At 36.4% G+C, this 15652-nt stretch carries 16 protein-coding genes; 3 read left to right on the forward strand and 13 right to left on the reverse strand.

Going from position 1 to position 15652, the window contains the following annotated elements; translation table 11 throughout:
* Window positions 1–164: 164 nt before the first annotated feature.
* From J7E67_RS30840 to J7E67_RS30860, 5 genes are all read right to left on the reverse strand, one after another.
* Window positions 165–1085, reverse strand: coding sequence for a carbohydrate kinase family protein (locus tag J7E67_RS30840; protein ID WP_214718135.1), 921 nt, complete (start codon window positions 1083–1085; stop codon window positions 165–167).
* Window positions 1086–1170: 85 nt separating this feature from the next.
* Window positions 1171–2565, reverse strand: a complete 1395-nt coding sequence (locus J7E67_RS30845) for an MATE family efflux transporter (protein WP_214733478.1) — start codon at window positions 2563–2565, stop codon at window positions 1171–1173.
* Window positions 2566–2717: 152 nt separating this feature from the next.
* A complete protein-coding gene (locus J7E67_RS30850; protein WP_214718133.1) occupies window positions 2718–4280 on the reverse strand; it encodes an acetate--CoA ligase in 1563 nt (520 codons plus the stop codon).
* A 271-nt stretch (window positions 4281–4551) separates the two neighbouring features.
* Window positions 4552–5502, reverse strand: a complete 951-nt coding sequence (locus tag J7E67_RS30855) for a ribose-phosphate diphosphokinase (protein ID WP_214718132.1) — start codon at window positions 5500–5502, stop codon at window positions 4552–4554.
* Window positions 5503–5645: 143 nt separating this feature from the next.
* A complete protein-coding gene (locus J7E67_RS30860; RefSeq protein WP_214733479.1) occupies window positions 5646–6719 on the reverse strand; it encodes an NAD(P)H-dependent flavin oxidoreductase in 1074 nt (357 codons plus the stop codon).
* A gap of 245 nt (window positions 6720–6964) precedes the next feature.
* Here J7E67_RS30860 and J7E67_RS30865 point away from each other — a divergent pair, with 245 nt between their 5' ends.
* A complete protein-coding gene (locus J7E67_RS30865; RefSeq protein WP_214718130.1) occupies window positions 6965–7198 on the forward strand; it encodes an ABC transporter in 234 nt (77 codons plus the stop codon).
* Window positions 7199–7640: 442 nt separating this feature from the next.
* Here the strand turns inward: J7E67_RS30865 and J7E67_RS30870 are convergent, their stop codons facing one another.
* From J7E67_RS30870 to J7E67_RS30895, 6 genes are all read right to left on the reverse strand, one after another.
* On the reverse strand, window positions 7641–8120 hold the full coding sequence (locus tag J7E67_RS30870) for an extracellular solute-binding protein (protein ID WP_483861476.1): 480 nt from the start codon (window positions 8118–8120) through the stop codon (window positions 7641–7643).
* Window positions 8021–8515, reverse strand: coding sequence for a hypothetical protein (locus J7E67_RS32565; RefSeq protein WP_483861477.1), 495 nt, complete (start codon window positions 8513–8515; stop codon window positions 8021–8023). The genes J7E67_RS30870 and J7E67_RS32565 overlap by 100 nt, the downstream gene beginning before the upstream one ends.
* Entirely contained in the window at window positions 8458–8736 is a 279-nt protein-coding gene (locus J7E67_RS30880) for an extracellular solute-binding protein (protein WP_214718129.1), read from the reverse strand. The genes J7E67_RS32565 and J7E67_RS30880 overlap by 58 nt, the downstream gene beginning before the upstream one ends.
* A 161-nt stretch (window positions 8737–8897) precedes the next feature.
* On the reverse strand, window positions 8898–9545 hold the full coding sequence (locus tag J7E67_RS30885) for a glycosyltransferase (protein WP_214718128.1): 648 nt from the start codon (window positions 9543–9545) through the stop codon (window positions 8898–8900).
* Window positions 9546–9644: 99 nt separating this feature from the next.
* Window positions 9645–10991 carry a hypothetical protein gene (locus J7E67_RS30890; protein WP_214733480.1) on the reverse strand — a complete coding sequence of 449 codons (1347 nt, stop codon included), beginning with the start codon at window positions 10989–10991 and terminating at the stop codon, window positions 9645–9647.
* Window positions 10992–11135: 144 nt separating this feature from the next.
* A complete protein-coding gene (locus J7E67_RS30895) occupies window positions 11136–12065 on the reverse strand; it encodes a glycosyltransferase family protein (protein ID WP_214733481.1) in 930 nt (309 codons plus the stop codon).
* A gap of 179 nt (window positions 12066–12244) precedes the next feature.
* Here J7E67_RS30895 and J7E67_RS30900 point away from each other — a divergent pair, with 179 nt between their 5' ends.
* A complete protein-coding gene (locus J7E67_RS30900) occupies window positions 12245–13540 on the forward strand; it encodes a glycosyltransferase (protein WP_251027120.1) in 1296 nt (431 codons plus the stop codon).
* A gap of 93 nt (window positions 13541–13633) precedes the next feature.
* On the opposite strand, the gene J7E67_RS30905 is transcribed toward J7E67_RS30900, so the two are convergent.
* Both J7E67_RS30905 and J7E67_RS30910 read right to left on the reverse strand, forming a co-directional pair.
* Window positions 13634–14533, reverse strand: coding sequence for an ROK family protein (locus J7E67_RS30905; protein ID WP_214733482.1), 900 nt, complete (start codon window positions 14531–14533; stop codon window positions 13634–13636).
* A gap of 26 nt (window positions 14534–14559) precedes the next feature.
* The gene (locus tag J7E67_RS30910) at window positions 14560–15012 is read right to left on the reverse strand and encodes an ATP-binding protein (RefSeq protein ID WP_214733483.1); all 453 of its coding nucleotides are present in this window, start codon (window positions 15010–15012) and stop codon (window positions 14560–14562) included.
* Window positions 15013–15293: 281 nt separating this feature from the next.
* Here J7E67_RS30910 and J7E67_RS30915 point away from each other — a divergent pair.
* Window positions 15294–15652: hypothetical protein (locus J7E67_RS30915; protein WP_214733484.1), on the forward strand; the 359-nt coding region annotated here is incomplete at its 3' end.

Below are 15652 nucleotides of genomic sequence, written 5' to 3' on the forward strand. Positions count from 1 at the left end.
TTTTTATCAGATTTTTATCGCAAGGTACCAATTATTACCATTTTATCTCCATAAAAAAATCAACAATAACATTTAATAACATCCAATAATAAAAACCTGAGTCCATTTCAATATCGGACTAAGCAACTAGTGGCGTTTTATTACCTTCAACTTGATCGTACACTTCAGATTTTTTTGCTAAAGTTGGCAGATAGGGAGCCGATTTCTGTTGTCGCTGCTGCTCCTATTCTATTTGCAAATTGAAGGTACTCTTTTATTTGAGATAGTTTAACCGGCATTCCTTTTTCGTGAAAACAATACAACAGGGCTGACATAAATGCATCACCTGCACCGGTCGTATCAATGGCTTTTACTGTCGGAGCAGGAACAAAAACTTTGTGACCATTAATAACAGCACATGCACCTTTGCTCCCCATCGTTATAAACAGATAGGGAATCTTCCATTTAGATATTTTTTCTAATCCAGCCTCTATTGAATTTGTTTCTGTTAAAAAGTTCAACTCATCTTCCGCCAGCTTCACTAGATGTGCATATTTAAGGAAAGAAGAAACAGTTTGACGACAATGCTGCTCATTTACCCAGCGCTTTAGACGAAGATTAGCGTCAAAAGCAATCATATTGCTGAAATCTTTGGCATATTTTAGCGCAGCTTCTGTTGTCTTTTTTGCTTTTTCATGAAAGAGAGTTCCTGATCCAAAATAAAAGATCTTCGCCTGTTCAAAAACTCCCCTTCTTAATTCGTCTTCAGTTAATACTTCATCTGGAGTGTCGTTGACGTAAGTGTGGAAATACCGCTCACCGCTTGCATTAATATGAACATAGACACCGCAAATCTTTTTACTCGGTGAGTGGACAGAAAATGAAGTATTGATATTTTCTTTCCTAAATTCTTGTTCTACAAATTGACTAATTTCATCGGTTCCAAGTTTACATAAATAATAAGCATGGATACCGAGTCGCCTTGTACCGACGGCCACGTTAACAGTAGCGCCGCCTAATAGTTGTTTATATTGGGTATTGGTTTGGTCTATTGAAATAAAATCTACAAATGCTTCTCCAATTGAAATGACTCCTTGTTGATCCAAGATGATCCTCCTTCAAACATTATCTATGATGATTATATGAAAAAACCTCCTCAAATGCATGTTGAGGAGGTTCTATCTGAATTTATTATACAAGTTTATGCTCGTACCACTTTTTCCCTTTGAATCGCCATCCAAAGATGATTCCACGTGCACCCCATTCTACAATCATCGCTACCCATACACCGATAATCCCAAAACCTAAGGTAATACCTAAAATATAACCTAGGACCACCCGTAATAACCACATTGACAGCAAAGAACCAATCGAAGTAAAGTTCGAATCGCCAGCTGCTCTTAGGGCTGATGGCATAATAAAACTCGGTGACCACAAGATTGGCTGGGCAATGGCAGATATCAGGATAAGTGTAAATATGGTTGGAACAATTTCATCAGGTGGGTTGAACAATTTTATCAATAACGGAAACAATGGCAATAATATAAGATCTGCAACAACAAAGAAGATGGAGGAAAGTCCAATCAACGAATAAATGAATTTCCTAGCGTCCTCTATATTCCTACGTCCAACACACTGCCCAACAATCGTAACAATTGCAATGCCGAGTGCATTTGGTCCGATTTGATATAACAAAGCAATGGCATTACCGATAGCATATACCGTCATTGAAAGGGTGCCTAATTGAACAATAAACGTTTGCGTTAACAGTTTTCCACCATTGAAAAATATCTGTTCTGCAGCAAACGGAAGACCAATAAACATCACTTTCTTGAGAATAGACATATCTATTCGGAATGCGCTTTTTATCCGAAAACGGATCGTCTCATTATATTTTAAGACATAAATTAATGAAGCAACCATTCCCAAAACTCGTGCTAGAATCGTTGAAACCACGAGTCCTTCCACACCCATTTTAAAAATCGTAATAAGCAAAACATTTAGAATCGTATTCGTTAAATTCATGATTAATGATAAATTTAAGCAAGGTTTTGTCTCTCCGACACCTCTTAAGGCCCCCGTCACCGCTTGAAAGATCGCGATTAACGGATATGAAAGACAGCTTCCGATGAGATAGATTCTTGCGTTTTGAAACACGTCTGCTTCCGCTTTACCAAATAACATGTTTAGGATTGGTGTATGAAAAATAATTACAAGAGCGCTGATTAGGACTGAAAATATGGTACAGGCAGATATCGCTTGGGTCGCTGTTTTAGACACCATCGCTGAGTTACCGCTGCCTTTATATTGGGCCACAATAACGGTACCACCTGTTGCCACAGCAATAAATACATTGGCCAAGAAAATATTCAATGAATCTACCATACTCACCGCGCTGACTGCAGCTACTCCTGCAGAACTGATCATCGCTGTATTTAATAAACTCATTAAGATTAAAAAGGCCTGGTCTACGAAAAGGGGCAAGATGATTGCAAATATTTTCTTGTAATCTATCGATTCGCCAGTAAAATACTTATCTAATATAGATACCGTTCTATGCCTAATATTCAGTTCTAATTTATTCATTACACGACACTTCTTTAATGGATTTTTGGAAATTCAACGACAATATTTGTAAAATGAACTTTGATTATTATACCACGAATTGGAAGAGAGTATAGTGTTTTAATGTGACTCTCGCCAAGGGCTGTCAGAATCGCAAATTTGCCTTTCTTCTATTATCGCTGCGTTCGAAGTTCAATCCGACGAATTTTTCCTGAATCTGTTTTAGGTAGTGCCTCGATATATTCAATCACCCGTGGATATTTATAAGGTGCTGTTAAATTTTTAACAAAGCCCTGCAATTCCTTTGTTAACTCCATTGAATTGGAAATCCCATCTTTCAATACCACAAATGCTTTGACAATGTTTCCTCTGATTGGGTCCGGTAAAGCGACTACCGCGCACTCTTTCACCGATTTATGTTTCATTAAAGCATCTTCCACTTCAAAAGGTCCAATCGTATAGCCAGAGCTGATGATTACATCATCTTTTCTTCCTTGGAACCAAAAATAGTTATCCTCGTCTTTAAATGCCCGGTCACCCGTTAAAAAGTATTGATTATTATAGGAAGCCGCCGTTGTCTCGGGATTTTTATAATACTGTTTAAATAATGCTGGGAAATCGCTTCTAATCGCAATCGTCCCAACTTCCTTTATAGGAGCAGGTTGGCCATTTTCATCAACCACTTCAATAAATTTTGATAACAGCGGCTGCCCCATTGAGCCTAATTTTTTCTCATCTATATTTAAATTGGCAATCAGTAACGTACTTTCAGTCTGACCGTACCCATCCCGAATCAGGATGTTAAATTGATTTTTAAACACATCGATGACTTCACGATTAAGTGCCTCTCCTGCGGAAACAGCAGTATGTAATGGCGATAGATCGAAGTTTGAAAGGTCATCTAATTTAGCCATCATCCGATATTCAGTAGGTGTGCAGCATAAAACATTTACTTTGTTATTTTGAAGAAGCCGTAAATATTTATGGGGATTGAACCTGCCATGATAGATAAAACCTGTTGCCCCTGAACCCAATATCGATAAAAATGGACTCCAGACCCATTTTTGCCACCCTGGGGAAGCTGTGGCCCAAACCAGATCCTCTTCACTAATATTCAGCCATTTTGAAGCGGCAATTCTTAAATGAGCAAATCCCCATCCATGGCTATGGACAACCCCTTTTGGCTGCCCGGTTGTCCCAGATGTATAAGCTAAAAAAGCATAATCCTCACTCAGTGTTTCTACATCGATAAAGGTTTCTGATTCCTCTTCGATTAACGCTTCTAACGAGAGCCAATTTGGTACTTCTAGACCAAACGCGATTTTATATTGTAAAAACGGTGTTTCCTCGTTAATATTTTCAAATTCTTTTACCAAATCAAAATATGAAATGACGGCTTTAGCTTCAGAATGATTTAAGCGATAAACTAAATCCTTTGCCCTAAGCAATTCTGAAGTAGGACTAATGACAAGCCCTGCCTTTAAACATGCTAAGTAGATGACATAAGATTCAATGAGACGAGTGGTCATTACGACAACCCGATCACCTTTCTCTAATCCTAATTTAGTTAACCCATTGGCAAGTTTATTTGCATTCGTGATTAACTGAGCATAAGAGATCGTTTTTGTTTCCCCAAGTTCATTTTCCCATCGCAAGGCAATTTTATCTGAGGCATGCTTTGAGATTTCACTTGCTAAATTAAAGTGTTCTGGTACGATCAATGATTTCAATTCCACTTTAATCAAACTCCAATCTTGATAGTATTAGTGGGTTCCCTATGGAACTCTGCCTGTAAGAAATACCCAAAGATATTAGTATCTGGTATTAAAACAAGCTATTAAATGCAATTCCCTCTTACAATAATATCATTTTAAAAATCATTGTAAATTATTTAGATTTATAACTACTGCCCAATACCAGGATTTATTATCTGGTCATAAACTTTTTCTAGATTCTCTAACAAATAAAAAAGCCAACAAAATATATAGTTGGCTTCGAACAATAAACTTATTCAAATAACGGACTTACTGCTTTTTCATTATGAATCCGATCGATTGCCTCTACAAGCAATGGAGCAACAGATATCGTTTTGATTTTGCTAATGACTTTATCTTCAGGTAACTGAATTGTATTCGTCACCACTAATTCCTTAATTGGTGATGCTTCAATTTTTTCAATCGCCTTGTCTGTAAAAACAGGATGAGTACATCCTGCATAGATCGCTTTAGCCCCATTTTCTGCTAGTGCCTTAGCTGCTAACACAATAGTTTCTCCTGTATCAATTAAATCGTCAATAATAATCACATTTTTTCCTTCTACATTACCAACTACATTAGTGGTTTCGACACCATTTTCCTCAAATCTTCTTTTATCGATCAGAGCAATTGGAGCATGTAATAGGTTGGCCACTTTCCTCGCTCTGCCGATACTGCCGTTATGAGGCGCCACAATAACAATATCTTCCAATCCCTTTTCCTGAAAATACTGTCCAAGGATTGGAACACCATATAGATGTTCAACAGGGATATCAAAGAAACCTTGAATTTGTGATGTGTGGAGGTCCATTGTAAGAATTCTAGTTGCTCCAGTAGTTTCTAAAAGGTTAGCGACTAGTTTTGCCGTAATTGGCTCGCGCGAACGTGCCTTTCTGTCTTGCCGTCCATACCCATAGTATGGAATGACAACATTGATTACTCCAACTGATGCTCTTTTTAAGGCATCAATCATAATGAGGAGTTCCAAAATATTATCATTAACAGGGTAGGAAGTAGATTGAACGATATATACTTCACTGCCTCGAACACTTTCTTCTATATGGATTTGAATCTCTCCATCACTAAAATGAGATACTGAACTTTTGCCTAACTCACAGCCCAATAGCTCTGCTATCTCTGCTGCTAGCTTTTGATTTGAATTCAATGAAAAAAGTTTAAATCTTTTGTTTTGTTGGTATGTCACCTTAGATCCTCCACACTATTTCAATTTCTGTAGTTAATTTTTTAATCCTCACTTATTTTACTATATTCAACGCTACAATGGTAGGAATTCGAAATATCCATACTCTGTTTTCAACGAGTTTTAGAAGCATGGTTTGTCCCAAACTATTTGAAAGATAGTAAACGTGTGGCACCTGTAACTAAATCATGGATAATTTTACTAGCGGATACTTCGTTTTGTAATAGTCTTATTGCCTGACCTGCCCATAATGACATATATTCGGGTTTATTTTGCAAAGCTGCTTCTCTACGAATATCATTTGTCAGGGTATTTTGGGTTGGGAAATCCGCTGGAGAGATATTGGCGTCATGGTACGTTTGAATAAAAGCATTGTTGATTCCCCTCGCTGGACGGCCGGAAAATACTTTCGTAATAACCGTACTTTCTTCTGTACTGTTGATTAGTGATTGTTTATATACAGGATGTGCTCCCGACTCAAGGGTCGTTAAGAAAGCGGTCCCCATTTGCACCCCCTGCGCACCTAAAGCTAATGAGGCAACTAGGCCGCGACTATCCATTATTCCCCCTGCAGCAACAACCGGCACCGTAACAGCATCCACGATCTGAGGAACAAGTGAAAAGGTTCCGATTGCTGCACCATTGGTGTTTTTTTCAATTTCAAAAGTTCCTCGATGACCACCAGCGTCACTCCCTTGGGCAATAATGATATCTACCCCACTATCCTCAGCAAGTTTCGCTTCACGAACAGTTGTTACCATGGTAGTAATGATGATGTTATGTTGCTTTGCGACTGTCATTTTATCTTTGGGAAGGACACCGAATGCAGTTGAAATGACAGGTACGTTTTCATCGATTAACACTTCAAACTGTTCCTCAAAAAAGTTGTTCGTTACGACTTGTTGTTCAGTGAATTCGATTCCTAATTTCCCTCTAATGTCATTAAGTACCTTCTGTGACTCTTCTACTCCTTCATATTGATCTTTCAAATTTGTACAAAACAAGTTCACGGCAAATGGCTTTGTTGTCCGATCCTTAATTTCCCTGATAGCTTTTCTTATCTCCTCCGGTTTCATATAGGCCGCACCCAAAGTCCCTAACCCACCAGCGTTAGATACACTAGCAACAAGATCCACGGTTGTAGGACCTCCAGCCATTCCAGCTTGGATAATTGGATAGGCAATATCCAGTAGGTCACATAGTTTTGTGTTTAAATGCATAGAAATCTTCCTTTCTCCTAACAATCCATTTTATTGTTCGTTATGTATGAAGGGATAGTATTCTTTCGGCCCAATACCAATAATGTTTTCCTCTACTACTATATAAACACAATTAGAGCAAAAGTGTCAGAAACTTTTTATTAGCGCCTTTTTTGAGCCCGCTTTTCGTGATTTCATAAACAAGTTGTCAAGCAACTGCATACATTAATATCGAACAACCATAGACAGACAGGGGGTGAATTTATATGAGTCCTAATCATTCTTGCTATGGGATTTTTGGAATTTTTCTTGGATTTTTAACAGGTGCCATTTGGTTATTGTTTGTAGTATTGGGCTGGGTCACTATGTTGCTTGGAGTAATCGGCCTAAGTGGTCTAATTGTTACCGTTCTAAACTTCCTTATCGCTGTAATTGGTTTCCTAGCATTCCTTATCTTCGGATTATACGTATTCAAGAGGGCGTGGCATCACTGTAAGTGAAATAGCATTCAAGATTAATCCAGCTTGGAATTATAAATTTTGTGCAAGAAACCAATACTGGATGACAGTCTCTTATTAGAGGCTGTCCTTTTCATTATTTTTATACAAATAAAAAAAGCGGGCAACTAGGGCTGTTGTCAGCCTTGTTGTCCGCTTTTTAAATTAGAATTTAGTTTGATAGTTATCGATTTCCCATGTATGAACCGCAGTACGGTAGCTATATCATGCTTTTTTTAAGATTATTTAAGTATCAATAACCTTGATAAATCGACACTTTACTGATTCACTCTTTCATTAAATATTATAGAATTTCAAAAACAGTCGGTCAAAAATCGGTCAAAGTGGTCGGTCAGTGGTCACAAGAAAATGGTCATAAAAAGGGTCATTAAATTGGTCACAAAATTGGAAATAAAAATGGATAGAAAACCCAAAAAACGGGCTTCTATCCATTTTGTTTTTCTAGCCAATCTAATAAAAACTTTTTAGTTTTTTCGGTTGGGAATAACCATTTTCTTCCTAATTTTCTTTTAGGAAAATCTTTGTCATAAAAAAATTCTTTAAGAATTGTGTTCCATGACAATCTTGTGTGTCGCATTAAATCTTCCGTATCCCAAAACATCGCCCAACCAATTCCGTGAACAATGGAAGCCTGTTGTTTGCCTTTAGGAAGTGGAGCGACCCCTAATTTATCACCGAGTACCCCTTGAAATTCGCCTGCACTAACTGAAATCGCAGGAATCATGGCCACTTTTCCGGATAGGAACAACTGCTTGCCTTCCGTCTCCATAACCGTTTTCGCTGAAGGCGAGATTCCCTTGTCAATTAACTTCTTGATAAAATGAAAGGCTTCTTTCGATTCGGGAGAATCAAACCCAGACTTCTTTTTATCCTCGCTGATAATGTATCCTCCTGCTTGGTGCATAAGATCGTAATAAACGGCTTGACTTTGCTTGATATCAGTGGAATACCCATAAATACCCTTTTCTTTATTCGATAACTACTTTGCAACCTTTTCAATATCAGCCCAGGTCCAGTTTTCATCTGGGTATGGAACCCCTGCATCATCGAAAAGCTTTTTGTTGTAATACAGCCCGACAGAGTCGATAAAATAAGGAGCCGCATAAAGCTTATCTTGATACGTATTAAATCCACAACGGCTGGGAAATAGTTATCCTTTTTATATTCACTATCTTTTTGAATATAAGGGTCTATATCCTTGATAAATCCTGAAATAGCATATTGGTAGAAGTTCGGTCCGTTCATCCAGAAAACATCCGGACCTTTTCCGCCTCCGATACTTGTTTTAGCTTGGTCCAATAATCCTCCCAAGGTGTATAGGTGACATTGACCTTGATATCTGGATGTTGTTTCTTAAATGCTTCAATAGATTTATCTACGGCAGGATTGACATTTTTATCCCATAATGCAGCTTCAAGTGTCTTCTTTTCTTTCCCGCTGCTCTGTGTGTTGGAGCAAGCAGACATAACAACAACGACAATGATTAACAATAGGTGAACCAGAAACCTCATCTTTTTCATTTCTCTCCCCCTCGTATCATTTTGTTCATATGAAGCTATTAAAGATTGTAAATCTTAGGGGAAGTGGTATATCAATCTAAAAATAGAAGTTCTATTCCATTTCAGGCAAATCGAAAAACCATATTCTTTTTTACAAGGATCTTTCTGTGTTGAAAAGAATCTTAATTAGGGCGGAACCAACTACTTACTGATGTATTTTTACCATGAATATGCCAAATGATATTACTTGAATTATCAACATTATCGTCTTTTAATCCATACTTGCTCCAGGCAGTCCTCCACTGCAGATCCTCGTAATTTTTATTATCTTTAATAGTAAGTAAAGTTTGGTATGCTTTTTGACTAAATGCAAATGTCATAGGCATTCGATAGTTATTATTTGGAAAATGACCACCTAGACTTTTGTAATTACCTTTTGCTAAATGGTAGTTATTCAGTTGATAACTTATTTTTGAGCTTAATATATCACATTGATGTGTCTCAAAATATTCAACTACAGTTTTCACATAATCCTTTTTATAAATATCATCGTCATCAATTTTAATATATAGATCATATAGTTCTGGACATTGTGATATTGTCGTCATTGCATTTGTATGGGTCCTTGAATTTTTCTTGTACTGAATTTTAAATCGATCGTCAAGGATATCATCAAATAAGATTTCATAATCTTTAACTTCGAATTCATTATCAAACATAATGCTGATTGAATGGGTAAAATTTGTATACGACTGGTTTTTCATATTAAGTATACATTGACGAATCATGTAGGGACGTTGATACGATGGTGTAAATAACAAAACCTTCACTTTTTATACCTCCCTTAACAAGTCACAGCAGTTATATAATTTTATACATCACAAATGAAAAGATTTGGATAACGTATTTCGGTTTTTGAGAAAATGTATTTATGATAGAGGCGGTTCTTTTATCCATTCTCCTTCTACGGAACAAGCCCAATATGTTAGTTTGTCTCCCGATTGACAAACCAGAATTGTCCGGCCGTCCTCCAACTGATCAAGCAGGATAGGTTCGACATCTTCCTGAGTAATTACTATTGGGCCATGCCATGGATATCCTCGTTTTTCATTCTCTCGCCACCAAAATCCAATACCGCCCCTTTCTAACTTGCATGCTGCCTCAAAATTCCCAGAGCGATTCCCATGAAAAACGGGAATATCCTTTACCCCTTCAGCAAACGTTATGGTCCTATTCCATATTTTTTTTACTCTATTTTGCCAATAGTGGGTTAACGTATTACCTGACTGTACAATTAGTTCTTTATTGCCAAATTTACTTCTAATGGGCAGCGAAGGCGCAAAATTTGACTCATCTTTTTCATACCAAGGGTAAATCTCGTCACAATATTTTTCAATCATGCATTTATAAGCCAGCTGTTTAATTAACCTTCGTGTTTGGTCGTTCTTAAGGCGATAAATTGGATGGCACAACCCACTAAACTTCTTGCTATTTAAACAGTCTATTATTTCATCCAGTTTAAAATGTGGACGATACCGTATGAGATCCGTGTCACTTACGTATGGATATTTTTTCATTTTAAACCCTAATTCGTGTGCGATATTGACAAAAAATATTTCATCAGAACCAAAAGATATCGTTTCTAACAGAGCATTTTTGTATTTTTCCTTTTTACTCGGTTCCAGAATTGCCTTAACCAATGATCTTTTAATCACTTGACCAACATTAAATACACCATAATACGGATCAAGCCTGAATAATTCTTTCCATCTATCAATATCTTTTCTTAGTTGTTTTCCAATAAACCAATTATGTCCGGGTATCCTTAGTCTAACGGCCATGTAATCTGTATCTCTCATTTGTTCGGATATGATGTTCTCATATCCGTCCTTAATAAATAAAGCATCGGAATCTATATTAATAAAATATTCATAATCTATTCCCAGTTCCTCAATCCATTCCATTGTCTCAAGAAAATATATAGTTGTGTATCCATACTTTAATTTTCTACTGGATGGACACACAGGTACACCTAAATCATCACATAGGGATGGATCTCCCCCTCCATTAAATAAAACGAATGTGCTATTCGGACAAAAAAATCGGACATTATTGATTAGTTCCTTAATAAGCTCACGATTATTATGAACAAGGATGGCAAAACAAATTTTGCTTTTTGGTTTTTTAGTAAAGTACTTATATTCCTTTTTAAGGGTCTGCTCCCTTGTTACATTTCCATTCTGGTGTGAATTTACTTTTGAATTATTTTCATTCATGATCATTCACCTCATATAATATATGAAAGGATAAAGGGAGAAACAATCGACCTTTTTCCAAATTTATTAATAAAAAAAGAAAATTCCCTTGTCATTGATGATTCATATTTTTTAGGTATTACTTGTTTGTTAGTTATGGACATTCTATTGTTTGCCTAAAATTTCTTCAATCTTCGCAATTAATTGTTCTACTCTTTTATAAGTAGTATGTTGGGTTTGGACAAATTGATAACCCTGGTCCGCAATCCTATTCCTTTCGTCCTCGTGTTCTAAATAATATTCTGCTTTTTCATAAAAATCATGTTTCGTAATACTAACATAATGTTCACCAGGAATAAGCCCCAATTCATCAAGGTCTTTAAGTTGTGGAGCAAGCAATAAAGTTCTGCATCCCGGAACTTCAAAATATTTCATTACCGGAAACTTTCTTCTCGTTCCACAAGTAAAAAAGATTTTTGCCCTATTTATTTCCATTGCATATCTTTCAGTTACAAAAATTTCAGCCTTTTCGTCTTCCGTATATTTTCGATATCCGGGATGGGGGTGATAGACAAATCTTGGATCTTTTTTAAATTGCTTAACTATTTTTTCTCTCAAGGGATAACCGCCATTTACAGCCCCCATTAGTAACATATCGATTTCCTTTGGTAAACCATAATCCTTAAAGATTTCACTATTAATATGGTGAGGAAACCAACAGAGTCGATTTTTAAATTCAGGATATATTTTTTTGAAAATCCGCTTGTAATTAGAAAAAATGTATTGAATGTTATTGGAATTGATATATTCTCTTCTTTTTTCAATAAATCGGTGTACATCCTCAATAAAAATCCCAACAGGAATACTAATATCTGATAAACCGTAAACTACAGGTTTCAAACTGCCCCCAATATCATTTTGAATAAGAATAAAATCAGGTGTAAAAGCTATATGCTTTAAAATATCCTGTATATGTCCAGAATCTCTCCAAATGGCTAAATTTGTTTTTTGGGATAATTCTTTCTCAACATGGTAAAAGCTCTCATTGAAAGTATTAAGTTTTGTATCTTTACCTATCAGAAGTAGATTTATCATTAAATAAGCCACCTTTTTCGCCTAATCCATCATTATAGTATGTTAATAGATAAAATATGTTCCTCGAAATATTTTTCTGTTTTCGCAATAATCTCTACCGAACAAATTTCCGGGTTTTTCCATATGATAAGACGTTCATCAAACAAAATGTTCTATTAAATTAAGGGAGAGGCTAAGAGATGAAAATAGCACTTCTTACAATGTTTAATGGCTTAGATAGTTCGTATTCCTTGGTAAATGTAGTAGCGGAACAGGTTCGAATGCTTCTTGATGCAAATATTGAAACCAGAATTTTGGTAAGTGACATCTGCCCGCTAAATAAACTTTATGGAATTTTCCTAGATAAACGAATTAAATGGGTGAAAATATGTAACCATCTAGAAGGAAAACAAATGCATTGGAAAAACTACATTCAGTCAGAAGGTGAGGTACATGATACCTTTTTTAATGAGGCAGATGTGATTGCAGAGGACTTAGTAAAAAAATTAGCAGATATTGATATCTGTTTTATGCATGATATTCATTACCAGGGGTGGCATTTACACCATAACATCGCAATTAGAAAAGTTCAGGAGAAACTGACTAACCTTAAATTCCTTGCATTTACCCACTCCGCGCCTGTTAAACGCCCCCCCAACCCGAAATGGCCTTTCTCTGCCCGATTTACACCAATGCCTAATACTTTGTATATTTATCCAACACAATCTGGAATTTCAGCCTTGGCAAAACAATACAATGTTCCTGAAGATCGTTGTAAAGTAGTAAATAACAGTCTTGACCTACTAGGTTTTGTAACAGAGGAAGTTAATCTATTATCAAAGTATATTGATTTGCTGACTCCGGATATTTTAGTTGTCTATCCTGGTCGTTTAACGAGGGCAAAGAAATTTGATAAAGTTGCTGCTCTATGCGGAGCAATAAAAGTAAAAACAAGCAAGCTTGTCAAAGTAATATTCTGTGATACATTCCCAAAGTTAGATACTTCTCCAGAGGCCTATAAGGAATTTGTTCGCTCTATTGGGGTAAAATTTGGTTTAAATGATGGAGATTTATTATTCACATCAGATATAAAAGAATTTAATAAAGGGCTCCCAAGAAAAAGTGTATTAGAACTTTTCACACTTTCAAACTTATTTATATGTCCTTCTTACTCAGAGTCTTTTGGTTTAACTGTCCTGGAAGCAGCAAGTAGAGGGAATTTTCTTGTTTTAAACGAACAGGTGCCGGCTTTAAATGAACTCGGGAGCCAATTGGATGCGTACTTTATGAAATGGGATGCCAAGAATTTTGGATTTAATACTCGTGAAATCTATCGTCCTTCAGAAGAAGCTTATCTTACTCAACATGCTGACAACATTATCAAATTGATGGATACCAATTCAGTTATTCATGCAAAAATAATCGCAAAACAACGGTATTCTCCAAAATGGATCTGGAAAAATCAATTGGAACCGATTATTAAATCATTATGTTAAATTGCGAAACTAAACTAAAAAGAAACCCGGTCCAAAAAATTCCTTGGATTGGGTTTCTTTTATTTGAGTTAATACACAATTACAACAGCTATTTTATTTAAAAGGCCGGTTTTGTTCTTGTAAAAAATGATACAAAGCGCCAATCATTCCAGCATCGTTTTGATATTTACATAGTTCAACAGGTACCTTGAATACTTTCCACCATGAAATAAGGTCAAGTTGATGATTAATCATGCTTAACAATTCTTGTTGATTGGCCACGCCCCCGCCAATTAATACTTTTTGAGGGTTTAAAGTTACAGTAAGGTTATAAATTCCATAACTTATGTTTTTTGTCCAATCATCAATTAGTTTTCTAACCGAATGATTATTATTAGAATCCAAAAAAACTGTCTCTCCATCAATATTTTCGTTTTCACTTAAGCCTTTTAATTTTTTATAGGAATGAATTAAGGCAGATGTAGAAGCGTTCGAATGCCATACTTCAAATTGCCCTCTTTTAGTCCGGTTCTTCATAAACCCAAATTCACCGCCTCTAAAACTGTGACCACGCAAAAGCTTCCCGTTAGTGAAAATCCCTCCGCCAACGCCGGTTCCCAATGTTATACAAATAAAATCTGTAAATTTTTTTGCATTACCACTGATGCTTTCGGCTAACGCAGCACAATTCCCATCGTTTTCTATTTCAATCGGAAGGGAAGTTTTTGCTTTTAATAATTCTTTTAGATTTTGTTTACTTAATGCCTTTACAGAACCTGCTGCTTCAGAATACCCTGTATGGGGATTAATAAATCCCGGTAAACTAATAGCAATCCCACTTACAATAGTATTTCTTGTGTTCATGTTAATTGTATCTATCATGTCTTTTAGAAATAGTTCCAGGTTGATTGGACGGGTATTATAGCTACCTTGTGAAAGAACAGTTCCATTCTCTAATAATAAACCGTACTTAACTTTTGTCCCGCCTACATCGAAACAGATGTACTTTTTCAAATTACTTCCTCCAGACTAATCTAGATTTAGGTGGTATCGTTATTCATTACCTTAATAATTACTCCCTCATCCGAGGTAGGTTTTTCGAACTCTTCGTAGTAAATTTTTTTTAATAAATTTTCCGGTAATCGTTTCAACACTTTATTACGTTTTTTACAAATATCAAAGTTGGTATCAACATGAAATATTTCCAAAGTTAGCCCGAATTCTTTAGCAACCTCGATCCATCTATTACGACGCTCTCTTGTCTTGTTTGTGGAATCCACAACTACTTTATGGCCGCTTTTAAGTAACGTCCGGACCATGAGTTCAGCTGATTCCCATACTTTTGGTTCAGCCTTAGCTTTATAAACGTGGCCATGTAAAGCTAGCCTGAGATCATCAATAGATACGCGTGTCCACCCTTGTTCCTGAAGTGTTTTCCCGTATGTTGATTTTCCGCTTAGTGGAATCCCGCACATAATTCCAAGTTTCATCATACATCTCCCCTAAGTACTTTTATCAATGCTTCTCTTTATTAAATGCTTGAAAACATTAAGAAGATAGTTTTTGGGATACCCATTTTTCTATTACGCCTTCATCATCTCTATAACTGGACAATTGTTGATATTAACTATTCCTTTACATCATTCCGGCATTGATTATTTTTGATTGTTGGTAAAAAGAGACCCTACATATTCCTCCCACAATAGAGATCCTTTGCCCTCCAAATTCCCAAATAACTTAAAAATACAAAGTAGAGACTGACCTAAAAAGTCGTTTGATTACCTTTAGACCAGTCTCTTTTTTAAATGTGATTTATTTTCCTGGTTTCGGTGGTTTTAGTTTTCTTGGTTTCGGTGGTTTTAGTTTTCTTGGTTTCGGTGGTTTTGGTTTTTCTGGTTTCGGCGGTTTTGGTTTTTCTGGTTTTGGCGGTTTTGGTTTTTCTGGTTTTGGCGGTTTTGGTTTTTCTGGTTTTGGCGGTTTTGGGTTTTCTGGTTTTGGCGGTTTCGGTTTTCCTGGTTTCCGCGGTTTCGGTGGGATCGGACATTCAGTTGCTGTATCAGTCTCGGTTTCGGTTTCCGTCTCGGTTTCGGTCTCCGTTTCTGTCTCGGTTTCTGTCTCGGTCTCCGTTTCGGT

The sequence above is a fragment of the Bacillus sp. ISL-46 genome, from assembly GCF_018613205.1.

What these genes read in the sequence shown, in the direction of transcription:
- J7E67_RS30870 (WP_483861476.1), bottom strand. Translation starts at nt 8,120, where the DNA reads ATGCACCAAGCAGGAGGATACATTATCAGCGAGGATAAAAAGAAGTCT.
- J7E67_RS30900 (WP_251027120.1), top strand. Translation starts at nt 12,245, where the DNA reads ATGAAAATAGCACTTCTTACAATGTTTAATGGCTTAGATAGTTCGTAT.
- J7E67_RS30865 (WP_214718130.1), top strand. Translation starts at nt 6,965, where the DNA reads ATGAGTCCTAATCATTCTTGCTATGGGATTTTTGGAATTTTTCTTGGA.
- J7E67_RS30910 (WP_214733483.1), bottom strand. Translation starts at nt 15,012, where the DNA reads ATGATGAAACTTGGAATTATGTGCGGGATTCCACTAAGCGGAAAATCA.
- J7E67_RS30890 (WP_214733480.1), bottom strand. Translation starts at nt 10,991, where the DNA reads ATGAATGAAAATAATTCAAAAGTAAATTCACACCAGAATGGAAATGTA.
- J7E67_RS30845 (WP_214733478.1), bottom strand. Translation starts at nt 2,565, where the DNA reads ATGAATAAATTAGAACTGAATATTAGGCATAGAACGGTATCTATATTA.
- J7E67_RS30880 (WP_214718129.1), bottom strand. Translation starts at nt 8,736, where the DNA reads ATGAAAAAGATGAGGTTTCTGGTTCACCTATTGTTAATCATTGTCGTT.
- J7E67_RS30895 (WP_214733481.1), bottom strand. Translation starts at nt 12,065, where the DNA reads ATGATAAATCTACTTCTGATAGGTAAAGATACAAAACTTAATACTTTC.
- J7E67_RS30860 (WP_214733479.1), bottom strand. Translation starts at nt 6,719, where the DNA reads ATGCATTTAAACACAAAACTATGTGACCTACTGGATATTGCCTATCCA.